Origin of the sequence: Bradyrhizobium sp. 187, assembly GCF_023101005.1 — a bacterium.
GTDB classification, from domain to species: domain Bacteria; phylum Pseudomonadota; class Alphaproteobacteria; order Rhizobiales; family Xanthobacteraceae; genus Bradyrhizobium; species Bradyrhizobium canariense_D.
Map to the genome: position 1 here is coordinate 653213 of NZ_CP064693.1, position 13438 is coordinate 666650.

The 13438-nt window shown below is 64.5% G+C and carries 14 protein-coding genes; 11 read left to right on the forward strand and 3 right to left on the reverse strand.

Annotated elements, in window-relative coordinates; translation table 11 throughout:
• Positions 1–26: 26 nt before the first annotated feature.
• Positions 27–1823, reverse strand: coding sequence for a glucan ABC transporter ATP-binding protein/ permease (locus IVB19_RS03190; RefSeq protein ID WP_018453143.1), 1797 nt, complete (start codon positions 1821–1823; stop codon positions 27–29).
• A gap of 89 nt (positions 1824–1912) precedes the next feature.
• Positions 1913–2959, reverse strand: coding sequence for an ABC transporter substrate-binding protein (locus tag IVB19_RS03195; protein WP_018453144.1), 1047 nt, complete (start codon positions 2957–2959; stop codon positions 1913–1915).
• Positions 2960–3186: 227 nt separating this feature from the next.
• Here IVB19_RS03195 and IVB19_RS03200 point away from each other — a divergent pair, with 227 nt between their 5' ends.
• From IVB19_RS03200 to IVB19_RS03230, 7 genes are all read left to right on the forward strand, one after another.
• Entirely contained in the window at positions 3187–3558 is a 372-nt protein-coding gene (locus tag IVB19_RS03200; protein WP_018453145.1) for a hypothetical protein, read from the forward strand.
• A gap of 121 nt (positions 3559–3679) precedes the next feature.
• Positions 3680–4084: a phosphoribosyl-ATP diphosphatase gene (gene hisE / locus IVB19_RS03205; RefSeq protein ID WP_007597487.1), complete on the forward strand. Its 405-nt coding sequence runs from the start codon at positions 3680–3682 to the stop codon at positions 4082–4084.
• 45 nt (positions 4085–4129) lie between these two features.
• A complete protein-coding gene (locus IVB19_RS03210; protein WP_085385485.1) occupies positions 4130–4732 on the forward strand; it encodes a YqaA family protein in 603 nt (200 codons plus the stop codon).
• Between the two features lie 45 nt (positions 4733–4777).
• The gene (locus IVB19_RS03215; RefSeq protein ID WP_018453147.1) at positions 4778–5314 is read left to right on the forward strand and encodes a hypothetical protein; all 537 of its coding nucleotides are present in this window, start codon (positions 4778–4780) and stop codon (positions 5312–5314) included.
• A 30-nt stretch (positions 5315–5344) separates the two neighbouring features.
• Complete coding sequence (locus IVB19_RS03220) at positions 5345–6745, forward strand: aspartate ammonia-lyase (RefSeq protein WP_018453148.1); 1401 nt, start codon at positions 5345–5347, stop codon at positions 6743–6745.
• 150 nt (positions 6746–6895) lie between these two features.
• Complete coding sequence (locus IVB19_RS03225) at positions 6896–7864, forward strand: NAD(P)H-dependent flavin oxidoreductase (protein WP_018453149.1); 969 nt, start codon at positions 6896–6898, stop codon at positions 7862–7864.
• Between the two features lie 55 nt (positions 7865–7919).
• Positions 7920–8693, forward strand: a complete 774-nt coding sequence (locus IVB19_RS03230) for a thioesterase family protein (RefSeq protein WP_247299252.1) — start codon at positions 7920–7922, stop codon at positions 8691–8693.
• A gap of 10 nt (positions 8694–8703) precedes the next feature.
• On the opposite strand, the gene IVB19_RS03235 is transcribed toward IVB19_RS03230, so the two are convergent.
• Positions 8704–10266: an AMP-binding protein gene (locus IVB19_RS03235; RefSeq protein ID WP_018453150.1), complete on the reverse strand. Its 1563-nt coding sequence runs from the start codon at positions 10264–10266 to the stop codon at positions 8704–8706.
• A gap of 108 nt (positions 10267–10374) precedes the next feature.
• Between IVB19_RS03235 and IVB19_RS03240 the strand changes: the two genes are divergently transcribed.
• From IVB19_RS03240 to IVB19_RS03255, 4 genes are all read left to right on the forward strand, one after another.
• Positions 10375–11349, forward strand: coding sequence for an NAD(P)H-dependent flavin oxidoreductase (locus IVB19_RS03240; RefSeq protein WP_018453151.1), 975 nt, complete (start codon positions 10375–10377; stop codon positions 11347–11349).
• A gap of 137 nt (positions 11350–11486) precedes the next feature.
• Positions 11487–11735 (forward strand): hypothetical protein, encoded by a 249-nt coding sequence (locus IVB19_RS03245; RefSeq protein ID WP_018453152.1) that lies wholly within the window; start codon positions 11487–11489, stop codon positions 11733–11735.
• Between the two features lie 132 nt (positions 11736–11867).
• On the forward strand, positions 11868–12578 hold the full coding sequence (locus tag IVB19_RS03250; protein WP_018453153.1) for a hypothetical protein: 711 nt from the start codon (positions 11868–11870) through the stop codon (positions 12576–12578).
• An 86-nt stretch (positions 12579–12664) separates the two neighbouring features.
• The gene (locus tag IVB19_RS03255; protein ID WP_018453154.1) at positions 12665–13378 is read left to right on the forward strand and encodes a hypothetical protein; all 714 of its coding nucleotides are present in this window, start codon (positions 12665–12667) and stop codon (positions 13376–13378) included.
• Positions 13379–13438 lie beyond the last annotated feature (60 nt).

Sequence of the window (13438 nt, forward strand, 5' to 3'; positions counted from 1 at the left end):
CGATGGGGACTTGCCAAGGCGGCTTGTTAAGGCGACTTGGCGGCCGTCGCGGCAGCCTCAGCCGCTGTCACGCTGGCCCGTGCGTTCTCCTGAACCATGAATTGAGCCCTGGCGAGGTCGGCGAAATGGCCGCCTTTGGCCACGAGTTCATCGAAAGTTCCGCTTTCGATCACGCGCCCGTTCTCGAACACCAGGATACGCGTGGCATTGCGGATGGTGGAGAGACGGTGGGCGATCACGAAGGTGGTGCGGCCCTTCATCACTTCGTCGAGAGCGGTATTCACCTTGGCCTCGGTGACGGCGTCGAGTGCGCTCGTCGCCTCGTCCAGGATCAGGATCGGCGGATCCTTCAGCAGTGCACGTGCGATCGACAGCCGCTGGCGCTCACCACCCGACAGCATCCGGCCCCGCTCGCCGGCATTGGTCTCGAAGCCGCCGCTGCGCTCGATGAATTCGAGCGCCTGCGCGCGCTCCGCCGCCTTGCGCATCTCGGCCTCGGTGGCGTCCGGCTTGCCGACGCGCAAATTCTCCGCGATCGAGCGGTTGAACAGCAGCGCCTCCTGAAAGACCACGCCGATGTTCCGCCGCAGCGATGTCAGCGTCACCCCGCGCACGTCCATGCCGTCGATCCTGATGAAGCCGGACTGCGGATCGAAGGCGCGATGCAGCAGCGCAATCGCCGTCGACTTGCCGGCGCCCGTCGCGCCGACCAGTGCGATGGTCTGGCTGGGAAGCGCGGTGAAGGAGAGGTCCTCGACCGCCGGCCGCTTGCCGTCATAGGAGAAGGTGACGTCGTTGAATTCGACGAGGCCGGAGAGCCGACCCGCATCGATCGCGTCGTGCCGGTCGTGCACCGCAGGAACCGCATCGAGCACGTTGAAGAACTCGCGCAGGCGCGGGGCTTCCATGAACACGTTGTTGATGAAGCTCACGACCTGCTCCAGCTTCTGGATCAGAAGCGTCGCGAAGCTCACGAACATGACGATCTCGCCGACAGAGGTCAGCCCCTGGTCGTGCAGCGCGATGCCGAAAGTGAAGATCGCGAGCACGGTGATCGTGGTGGAGGCGCGCGTGATGACGGTGACGAGTGCCCACCACGACAGCACCGGCATTTGCGCCGCTAGCAACTCGTCGGCGACGGAGCGCAGGCCCTTCACCTCGGATTCGACGCGGACGAAACTCTGCACCAGCGCGACGTTGCCAAGGGCGTCGGACGCGCGCGCGGAGAGCTCGCTGTAGTGCTCCTCCACCTCCATCTGCATGCCGAAGGTTCTGCGCACCACGAAGGTGGTCAGCGCGGTGAAGACGATGCAGAGCACGAACAGCAGGATTGCAAGCCGCCAGTTCAGGTAGAGCGATAGCGGCAGCAGCACCACGACCGAGAGGATCGCGGCAAAATGCTCTCGAAAGAAGCCGACCCATAACCGCCACAGCGCATCTGTGCCGTTCAGCATCACCTTCATCAACCGGCCCGAATGGGTGCCCGAATGGAAGGTCAGAGGCAGCTGCAGGATGTGCTCGAAATAGTCCGTCAGGACCGCCTGCCGCTGGCGGTGGGAGAGCCGGTCGGCCTGCAACGCTACGACCGCGCTGCAGACGATGGTGAACAGTCCGAACGCGACCCATGCAACCAGGAACGGCCAGGCCGAGTTGGAGCCTGCGACCGTCTTGCCGGAGAGCACATCGACGATCCGGCCGAACAGCACCGGTTCGGCGAATTGCGAGCCCGCAAGCAGGAGATTGACGACCGCAAGCAGCCAGCCCAGCCGTGCCTCCTTACCGAGCAGCTCGAGAACGCGGGTGTAGAGGCGGAGAATGGGCATGGGCGAGGAGCTCGGGCGGCTGGAACGGAGTGAGCGCATACTCTAATCAGGGATCGCCCGTGAGATATAGCGGAAGCTGTCGGTTTTGCTCAGTTGATCAACCGCCCTGCAACTGGCGGCAAGAACCCGCTGTCGAAGATGTCGCCCGCCGCCGGCCGGTTGCGGAATTTGAAATCCTGCCCGATCTGGTCGATCGCGCGATCCATGCGCGCCGGGTCGATGTCGCCGAGGCCGTTGCGACGGACCTCGTCCGTCAGGATGTTGTCGACGAGGACGGTGCGCAGCCGCTCCAGCTCAAGATCGCGATCGCCGCCGTCGATGCGGCTCGCGGCTTCGTCCGCCGCACGCGCCGGGTCCTTGACGGTCGCGTTGATGCCGGCGATCAATGCGCGGACGAATCCCTTCACGGTGTCCGGCTTGGCCGCGGCGAAAGCCGGGTTGACCACGACGGCAAAGCCATAGGCCTCGCAACCATAATCGGCATAGCGAAGCGCGACGAGATCGCCGCCTGGCACGCCGCGGTCGCGCAGGTTCACTGCCGAGAGATAGCTGAAGCCGGCGACGGCATCGACCTGTCCCGCGGAGAGGATCGGCTCGCGCACCGCGGCGCTGATCTTGTGGAATTTCACGTGAGCCGTGTCGATGCCGTTCTGCTGCGCCAGCGCCGGCCACAGCCGCATCGACAGATCGCTATCGGCAACGCCGACGGTTTTGCCGTCCAGGTCGGGCAGGAGGTGGATGCCGCGGCTCCTGCGGGCGACGATCGCGTAGGGCGCGCGGTTGAACAGCACGAATACCGCCTTGACCGGGGTCGCATCCTTGTCGCGGAAGCGGATCAGCTCGTTGATGTCGACGAGCGCGAGCTCGCTGTTGCCCTTGGCGACGCGCGCAAGCGCCTCCGGCGATCCGGCCGCGCTGCTGAAGGAGACGTTGAGACGTTCGGCGCCGAAGCTGCCGTCCTTGGCGGCAAGAAAGAACGGCGCCATGCTCGCATCGATCGGGCGGTCGAAGGTGAAGTGGATCGCAATGGAGGGCACGACGGTCTCGGCCGCGGTAGCATCGCGCGCAGTCAGCACCGCAAGCGAGATTGCAGCGGCCAGCAGACCGCGAAGAGCAATTGTCGTGAATTCGAACATCAGTCGCGCCGGTCCGGTGTTGTTATGGCTTGGTGACGCTCGGAGCGCCGGCTGGCGACAAGCTTGTTCGCGCCAACATGAACGGCGGATGAGCGGCGGTTGCGTCACGATCACGCAACCCCGTTCAGCTTGTGTTGGGGTTGGGGAACCCAACATGGGATGCGGGTGTTTGAGAGACACGAGCCTGTCATCAGGCACCATTCGAGGTCCCAAGGAGGGTCCAGGACATGTTTGACAGATTTTCAGGATTTGCCGGCCGTAAGGCCGTTCTCGCTACCGCCGCGGTGCTGGCGCTGACCGCAATAACCCCGACCGCTTCCTACGCGGGCGGCCGTCATTGGCATGGTGGCGGCGGTGGCGCGGCGGCTGCTGCAGCGTTTGCCGGCATCGTCGGCACCGGTCTTGCGATCGCCGCGACCCGCAACGCCTACGCCTATGACGATGGCCCCTATTATGGCGGCCCCGCCTATTACAGCGGCCCTGCCTATTACGGCGACGGCCCGTATTACGGACCCGGCCCGAACTACCAGTATCAGCGTTACGGCGGCACGGCTCCGTCGGAGCTCTGCGGCCAGGGCCACCGCACCAACTGCTACTAGTTTTGGCCACAACAAAAGGTTGACCACAAACGGGCCGTCGTGCTTGCCGCGGCGGCCCCTTTTTGGGCTCTACTATCGCGCGTTAACGCGCTGGCCATGGGTTTAGAGTAGCGTCGCGTACATGAGTGATTCGCTTGAGCGGCTATATCTGGCTGTGCTCGCGGCCAGGGACCTTGATCCGGCAACATCGCGCACAGCGCGGCTGTTTCAGCGCGGCCCGTCAAAAATGGCGAAGAAGCTGGCTGAAGAGGCCATCGAGGTCGTCATCGACGCGGTCAACGGCGATAGCGAAGCCGTGATCCGGGAAAGCGCAGATCTACTCTACAATCTGACCGTGCTCTGGGCCTCGGCCGGCGTGCGCCCCGAGGACGTCTGGCGCGAGATGACGCGGCGTGAAGACATGCTCGGCATCGCCGAGAAACTGCCGAAGTCGGCTATGAAACTGCCCAAAGTTGCGTCACCGCGTGTCGCCGCCAGGCGGCCAATCGTCGCGCTCGAAGGCCGCACCGCGCGCAAGCGCCACTAGTATTGGCACAAATCGGTCCCATCTCGGCATGGACAAATCCGTCCCATGGTGCTTCATCGCGGCGCCATGCTGAAACGTATTTACGACTGGTGCATCGACGCCGCTCACAAGCCTTACGCGCTCTGGATCATGGGCGCCGTGGCTTTCGCTGAAAGCTCCTTCTTTCCCGTCCCGCCGGACGTGATGCTGATCCCGATGTCACTGGCGCGCCCGCAACGCGCCTGGGTCTATGCGGCGATCTGCACTGCGACGTCGGTGCTGGGTGGCCTTCTGGGCTACGCTATCGGTGCGCTGCTCTTCGACTCGGTCGGCCATTGGCTGATCGAAGTCTATGGCCTCGGCGGCAAGGTCGACGCCTTCCGCGCCTCCTATGCCGAATGGGGCGCCGTGATCATCCTGCTCAAGGGCCTCACGCCGATCCCCTACAAGCTCGTGACCATCACGTCCGGCTTTGCCGGCTACAATCTCGGGCTCTTCATCCTGTGCTCGATCGTGGCGCGTGGCGGGCGCTTCTTTATCGTGGCGATCCTGCTAAACCGCTACGGCGACTGGATCCGGATCAAGATCGAGAAGCATCTCGGATTGGTGGTGGCAATCGGCGCCGCGGTGCTCGTGCTCGGCTTTGTCGTCGCAATCAAATTGATCTAACGCCCAAGGCGCTTTGCCACCGCGCCTCGTTCGGCTACGGTTGCCATGATGCTTCGATCCGGCAATCCGGTCCTGCGACTGGGCACGCTGACATTTGCGGCGCTTTCGGTCCTGCTCGCTGCCGGCGGTACCGGATGGCCGCAATCCGCACCGCCGGCGCTCGGCTTGCAGGAGCAAGGACCGCAGGCCGCACCGGCGCCCTCGACAGCTCCTTCGTCGCCGCCGGCGCACGAGGAAAACCCCGGGCTGATCAACGAAATGGGCAAGCTGTTCGAAAAGCTGCCCTCGATCCTGCCGCCGATCAAAAGCCCGAGCGAGACCATGAACGATTTGTCGCGCCTGGCGAAGCCGTCGACCATGGTGTCGGGACGCGTGGCCTGTCCGGCCTCGTCGAACGGCGCGCCCGACTGCAAGCTCGCCGCCGACAAACTCTGCCAGAGCAAGGGCTACACGGAAGGCAAGAGCCTGAATGCCGACTCCGCGGAAAAGTGCTCGGCCAAGGTTCTGATCCCGGGCAGGCAACGCAAACCGGATGACTGCCGCACTGATACCTTCGTCACCAGCGCGCTGTGCCAGAACTGAGGACGTCGCGCGAGCAAGCAAGGAGCGCCCATGAGCCGCACGGAGCAGGACTTCCTCGGACAGCGTGAGATCGCCGACGACATCTATTACGGCGTCCAGACCATCCGCGGGAAGGAGAACTTCCACATCACCGGCATTCCGATGAACCAGGAGCCTTACTTCGTGAAGGCGCTTGGTTACGTCAAGAAGGCCGCCGCCATGGCCAACCGCGATCTCGGCGCGGTGGACACCAAAGTCGCGGAAGCCATCATCGTGGGCTGCGATCGCGTCATCGCCGGCGATATGATGGACCAGTTCGTCACCGACTTCATCCAGGGCGGGGCCGGCACCTCCACCAACATGAACGCCAACGAGGTGATCGCCAATCTCGCGCTGGAATCGCTCGGCTTTGCCAAGGGCGACTACCAGCACGTCAGCCCTAACGATCACGTCAATTACGGCCAGTCCACCAACGACACCTATCCGACCGCCTTTCGGCTGGCGCTGATCCTGCGGCTCGAGAGCTACATGACGGCGCTGCGTCAGCTCCAGGAGGCGTTCTTCGCCAAGGGCAGGGAGTTCGAGCGCGTGCTGAAGATGGGCCGCACCCATTTGCAGGACGCGGTGCCGATGTCGCTCGGCGCCGAATTCCGCGGCTGGGGCACCACCATGGGCGAGGAGGTCGATCGAATCTCCGAGGCCCGCGCGCTGCTGCGCGAGATCAATCTCGGCGCCACCGCGATCGGCACCTCCGTCACCGCGGCGCACGGCTATCCCAAGCTCGCGGTCCGGCATCTGAGCGCGCTCACCGGCGTCGACTTCATCCTAGCAGGCGATCTCGTGGAGGCGACGTCGGATACAGGCGCCTATGTGCAGCTCTCCGGCGTGCTCAAGCGCACCGCGAGCAAGCTGACCAAGATCTGCAACGACATCCGCCTGCTCGCCTCGGGCCCGCGTGCCGGCTTCAACGAGATCAACCTGCCGCAGCTTCAGCCGGGCTCCTCGATCATGCCCGGCAAGGTCAATCCTGTCATCCCCGAGGTCGTCAACCAGACTAGCTTCCTCGTGATCGGGCTCGACACCACCGTGACGCTCGCGGCGTCCGCGGGTCAGCTCCAGCTCAATGTGATGGAGCCGGTGATCTCGTTCGCGCTGTTCTTCTCGATCCGCACCATGGAGCGCGCGGTCAACAGCCTGCGTGAGAATTGCGTCGTCGGCATCACTGCCAACGAGGAGCACACCCGCAACATGGTGCTGAATTCGCTCGGTATCGTCACGGTGCTGAAGCCGCTGCTCGGCTACAAGGAATGCGCCGAGATCGCGCGCGAGGGCTACAAGAGCGGCAAGTCGCTGCATCAGATCGTCGTCGTCGAGCGCAAGCTGCTGACCCAGGAGAAATGGGACGAGATGTTCTCGTTCGAGCGGCTGATCAATCCGGATTTGCTTGCGTGATGTCGTCGGTCCGCGCTGAATTCCGCGGCTTGGAATTGCGGTAACGGCGTCCCTCCACGGCGCTAAAACGCAATACTTGACAGTGGAAAGATTGCCTTGTTGGTATGGCTCCCAACTTCGATGTGACCGCCAACAGAGGATCGTCTCGCAATGTCCATGCCTGCCTTGTTCAAGGGACGCCTGTCGATCCCCGTGATCGGTTCGCCGCTCTTCATCATCTCGGTGCCCGATCTCGTGATCGCGCAGTGCAAGGCGGGCGTGGTCGGCTCGTTTCCGTCGCTGAACGCGCGGCCGCCGGAGCTGCTTGACGAGTGGCTGGCGCGCATCACCGAAGAGCTCGCGGCCTATGATCGCGCGCATCCCGACAAGCCGTCGGCGCCGTTTGCGGTCAACCAGATCGTGCACAAGTCGAACAACCGGCTCGATCACGACATGCAGCTTTGCGCCAAGTACAAGGTGCCGATGATTATCTCCTCGCTCGGCGCACGCGAGGAGCTCAATCAGGCCGTGCACGGCTGGGGCGGCATCGTCTTCCACGATGTGATCAACCAGAAGTTTGCGCACAAGGCGATCGAGAAGGGCGCCGACGGCCTGATCCTGGTCGCCGCGGGCGCCGGCGGCCATGCCGGCACGATCTCGCCATTGGCGTTCGTCGCCGAGACGCGAAAATGGTTCGACGGCCCGATCGCGCTGTCGGGCGCGATCGGCAACGGCAAGGCGATCCGCGCCGCGCGCATACTTGGCGCCGACTTTGCCTATATCGGCTCGGCCTTCATCGCCACCAAGGAAGCCAATGCCGTCGACAAATACAAGGAGATGATCGCGGGCGCGACGGCTGACGACATCGTCTATTCCAACCTGTTCACCGGCGTGCACGGCAACTATCTGAAGCCGTCGATTCTCGCCGCCGGTATGGATCCGGAGAACCTGCCGACGTCAGATCCCTCCAAGATGAACTTCGGCACCGACGCCTCCGGCGAGCGCGCCAAGCCAAAAGCCTGGAAGGAAATCTGGGGTTCGGGCCAGGGCGTCGGCAGCATCGACGGCATCGTGCCAGCCGCCGAAATGATCGCGCGCTTCAAGAAGGAATACGACGAGGCGGTCGATCCGCCGTTGTGAACTTCGCCGGGACGACAGCTTTTGCTCAGCACCGAATGTGCATCACGGAGAAACGATGCCTCCCATCTACCGCATCGACGGCGACAGCGTCGTCACCAGCCCGGATGCCGCGGGCCCGTGGGACCGGCGTATGCAGCACGGTTCGGCGCCGGCCGCGCTGGTGACGTGGGCGGCTGAGCGCATTCCGACGCCAGTTGCAATGGACATCGCGCGCGTCACCATCGACCTGATGCGCCCGGTGCCGGTGGCACCACTCACGATCGCGACCGAGATCTTGCGCGAGGGCCGCAAGATCCAGCTCTGCGGAGTCAAGCTGCTCGCCGACGGCGTCCAGGTGGTCGGCGCCACCGTGCTCAAGATCAAGCGCCAGGCGCTGACGCTGCCCGAGCACGTCAAGGCGCTGCCGGTTACGCTGCCGTCGCCGGAGGACTCGCTGCTCGAGGACGGTCATGCCGCTACCAGCCCGTTCGTACGTTCAGTCTCGATGCGCGCTGCGCGCGGCCGCTTCGGGCAAGCCGGCGCCGGCGCGATCTGGTTTCGCGTCGACCATCCCCTGATCGCGGGCGAACCGCTCTCCCAGGCGACGCGCGCCGTGGTCGCGGCCGATTTTTCCAACGGCACCGCCTCGTCGCTCGATTTCCGCGCCTGGACCTACATCAACGCTGACCTCACCGTGAGCTTTGCGCGCCAGCCGGTCGGCGAATGGATCCTGCTCGACGGTGATTCCTGGATCGGCCCCGATGGTGCCGGGCTTGCGATGTCGCGGCTCGCCGACCGGCAGGGCTATTTCGGCCGAGCCGTGCAAAGCCTGGTGATCGAGAAGCGGTGAGGCACCTTATCTATCCCACCATCCGGCCCCGCCCGCTCCAAAAGCTCGCGCGCAGCATCTTCTTGTCGACCTTGCCGACGCCGGTCATCGGGAGTTGCTTGACGAACTGGATCTGCTTCGGTGCATGAGCCGAGCCTTTTCGCGTCTTCACCAGATTGATCAGTTCATCGGCGTCAGGTTTTGCGCCTTCGCGCAGGACGACGACAGCGGTCACGGCCTCGCCCCATTTCTCGTCGGGGATGCCGACGACCGCAACCATGGCCACATCGGCGTGCTGTGACAGCACGTCTTCGATTTCCCGCGGAAAGATGTTGAAGCCGCCGGAGACGATCATGTCCTTCTTGCGGTCGAGGATGAACATGTAGCCGCGATCGTCCTTACGAGCGATGTCGCCGGTGTGCACCCAGCCGTTCTTGAGCGTCTCGGCGGTGGTGTCGGGCCGCTTCCAGTACTCCGCCATCGCATGCGGAGCGCGCACGCAGATTTCGCCGGCCTCGCCCGTCTTCACCTCCTGGTCGTTGTCGTCGAGGATCTTGACCTCGCACGCCGCGATCGGGAAGCCACAGGACAGGAACAGTTCGGGCGTTTTGGGATCGTGATCCGCCTTGCGCAGCACCGAGATTGGGTAGCATTCGGTCTGGCCGTAGAGCTGCGAGAACACCGGCCCGATCCGTTCGATGCCCTCGACCAGCCGGCTCGGCGACATCGCGGAGGCGCCGTAGAGCACCAGCTCGAGCGAGGAGAGGTCGGTCCTGCTCAATGCGGGATGATCGAGCAGCACATAGACCATGGTCGGCACGAACAGCGTGAAGTTGATGCGCTCGCGTGCGATAGTCCCCAGCACCGCCTCGGGATCGAAACCCTTCAGCATGTGCACGGTGCCGCCCCGCATCAAGGTCGGTAGCACTTTCGTGCCGGCGACATGGCTGATCGGTGCCACCGCGAGGTAGCGCGCGCCATCGGGAATCTCGAAGTCGGCGAGGATCGCGGCCGCGGCTCCGGCATTTTCGCGGTGGTAGCGCAACGCGCCCTTGGATTTGCCGGTGGTGCCACCGGTGTAATTCAGCGTGGAGAGGTCGTCGGGTCGGGCGAGGCAATGCGCGCTGGCATGGCCTTCGATCTCGATCGCCTGCAAGAGATCGACGCCATAGTTGGCCGGTCCCGTGGTGAACACCGCCTTGAGCCAGGTCGCCTGCGCGGCGAGCTCGCCGCCGCGATCGTGGAAGGCGGCCGCATCGACCACCAGCACCTCGGCCTCGGAATCCTCGAGCTGGAACATCTGGTCTCCCGGCGATCCCAAAGGATGCAGCCAGGTGACGCAGAGCCGCGACAATTGCGCGGCAACGCCGGCGCACCAGGTGTCGGCGCGGTTCGCGGTGAGGAAGGCGACCCGCGCGCCGGGCTGCAATCCAAGCCGCATGAACACGCCCTGGATGCGCCCGATCAGGTCGATGGTGCCCTGATAGCTCAGCGATCCGCCGGGCCACGCGAACGCGGTTCGGCCCGGATAGCGCGACAGCGCCCGCAGCGCCTGCGCGCAAGTCGGGGACGATGCATGGAGCGGATCGGACATATGTTTCCTCGCTGCTTTGTTATCGGCTTCCGGCGTGCCAATGTTTACCGCGACGCTAGCACAGGGAATGCGGGATGGAACGACTAAGCCCGCGCGAGGGAGGCACGCGTGACGTCAGATCGGCTGCAACATTTCCACGGTCGTCTCGCCCTGCCGCTGATTGCCGCGCCGATGTTTCTGGTGTCGGGCGTCGAGCTCATGGTCGCGGCCTGCCGCAACGGCGTGATCGGCAGCTTCCCCACCGCGAATTGCCGTAGCACCGAACAACTCGATGAATGGCTCACCGACATCGAAGCGCGGCTGCGGCGGCATGAAGATCAAACCGGCCGAAAGGCCGCGCCGCTTTGCCCAAACCTGATCGTGCACCGCTCCAATGCACGGCTGGAGCAGGATCTCGCCGTGTTGCTGCACCACAGGCCGGAGATCGTCATCACCTCGGTCGGCTCGCCCACGACGGTGCTCAAGCCGCTGCACGACGTCGGCGCATTGGTGCTTGCGGATGTTGCCTCGATCCGCCACGCCGAACGCGCGGCGGAAGCAGGTGCCGACGGGCTCGTGCTGCTTACCGCCGGCGCGGGCGGGCAAACCGGCTGGCTCAACCCGTTCGCCTTCGTCCGCGCGGTGCGTGCGTTCTACGATGGCATCATCGTGCTCGCGGGGGGCATCAGCGACGGCCACGCATTGCGCGCGGCCGAAGTGCTCGGCTGCGATCTCGGCTACATGGGTACGAAGTTCATCGGGACGCGGGAGAGCATGGCGGATGAGCGTCACAAGCAAATGCTGGTCGACGGCAGCGCGGACGACATCTTGCTGACCACCGCGTTCACGGGCCTGCAGACCAGCATGCTCAAGCCGTCGATCCTGGCAGCCGGTCTCGACCCCGACGATCTGCCGGCGCGCGGTGCAATCGACGTCGGCAAGGACATCGAAGTCAACGCGCGCGAGAGCCGCCCCGAGCGCTGGCGCGATATCTGGAGCGGCGGGCATTCGATATCGGGTGTAACCGAAGTGATGGAGGCCAACGATCTCGTCGCGCGGACGGTCGCGGAGTATCGAGAGGCGGGTGGCCGCCTCTCCCCGTAAAAACCGGAGACCGACAGGGCCCGTCCCCTCCATCACAGTTAGTCGAGCGCTCCTTAGAAGCGGTCACTTAACGGCAGATTAACCATCGATCGCCCAGAATCCCCTCAGGCGCCAATCAGGACCGAGAGGGACAGGCGATGGACTTCGACTTTCTCAACGCCAAGACGGCGGCTTCGCTGGACGAAATTCGCGTTCGCGTGGCCCATGCGCTGGCCCGCCACCCGCTGTGCCGCAATGTTCGCTTCGACATCGTCAGCGTCCCCCGCACCCGCCGGGGCGGCAATTGGACGGTGGCGCTGCAATCGGTCGAGCCGCGTGGAGTCTGGGAGGCCTCGGAGATCGTGGCCGACATCCAGGACGCTTACGATCTGGCGCTAGCTGCTTGATTTTGTTGACCTTTCCAGATCATGTCGCCGCAGTCCGCGCGATTGCCGCCGCGATGGCACGGTTAAGCCTTAATTTTCGCCCAGTTTGCGGGCAGTGATCACGTGGACTTGAAGCCGGTTGCGGAGAGACGTTTGTCGAAAGCCATCACCATCGTCGTGTTGACCTGCTTCCTCGTCCTCGGCGCCGCCACCACCGCCATTCTCGGCCGCGATAGCGTGCCCAGCGTCAGCGCCGAAATGATCACGCAGGCGCCGGCGCCCAAGCTGCTTGCAACCAATCGGGCCGCCAAGGCCGACCGTCTGGTTCCGACGCTGGCGCTAGCCTCGGCCGCCATCGACCCGGTTCAGGTTCCGGCGGACAAGCTCTCGCAAATGCCCGTGCTGACCGAGCCGCTGCGTCAGGCGTTTGCCGCCGCCACGCCATCCGATTTCCCGATGCCCAAGGCGAGCGTGAACGAGGCTCCGGCCGCTGCAGAGATTCCTGCCGTCGAAGTCCCGGCCAAGCCGAAGGTCGTCGCCAAGCCGCAGCCGCAGAAATCCTATTCGCTGTTGTCCGACGTACAGATTGCGGGCATCAGGGACCGTCTGAAGTTGTCGTCGTCGCAGGAATATTACTGGCCGTCGGTCGAGACCGCGCTGCGCAACGTTGTCCGCAAGATCTCGGCAAACAAGCTGTCCAATCCGAACGTGCAGGGCGTGCCGATCGATCCCAATTGCGACGAGGTCCAGCAGTTGAAGTCGGCCGCGATGCCGCTGCTGTTCCAGCTGCGTGACGACCAGAAAGAGGAAGTGCGCAAGCTCGCCCGCATCATTGGGCTCGAGAAGGTGGCGCAGCAGATCTGACGCGCAAGTTCCTTCCGGAACTGCGGCTATATCGGGAACATCCTGCAATTGACAAGCGTTGCCCGCTCCAAAGAGGGAGTGGACCAATGCGCGCCTCGACAGCCTATTTCGTCGGTGCAGGAACCATCGTCGCAGCCATCGCCATTGGTCTCGGCGGCGGCATTGTCGCCGGCAATATCATGAATCCGGTCTCGCCCAAGCAGGGGCCTGATACCAGCAAGATCGCGCAGCGCGCTGACGCCAAGCCCGCCACGACGGAAGCGCCATCCGAGCGCCTGCAATATCTCACCGGCTCGCAAGCCTTCGGCGCCATGGTCGCCGCGCCAGCGCAGGCCGAAGCCAAATCCGACGCCAAGGCCGAGTCCAAGCCTGAGGCAAAGTCCGAAGCGGTGAAGCCCGACACGCAGACCACTCAAGCCAACGCTGAACAGCCAGCGCAACAGCCTTCGCAGGCGGCAGCGGTGGAGCCCCCGAAACCGCCACCGGCGTCGCCTCCGCAAGTCGCAAAGCCTGCCGAGCGGCAAGCATCGACAGAGCCGTCATCCTCATCCGACAACGCCTATGCCAAGGCCAGGGATTCTGACGTCAAGCGCGCCACGTCTGAACGGCGCCGGACGGAGCGCCGTGAGCGCTGGGCCGAGCGCCGCCACTACGATTTCCGCGATCCGCGTGGGATGCGCGACCGCACCGATTGGGACGACGTCGCGCGCAACATCCGCGAAGATGCCGATGCGCGCGAGGTCCCGAGCAGGCCGCGCGGCGGCTTTCCGCAGATCAGGCTATTCGGCGACGACGATTAGCGTCCATCCTCGCCGTCGTGCGCGCGCCCGACCTATGACCGGCGCATCGACGTCTATGGC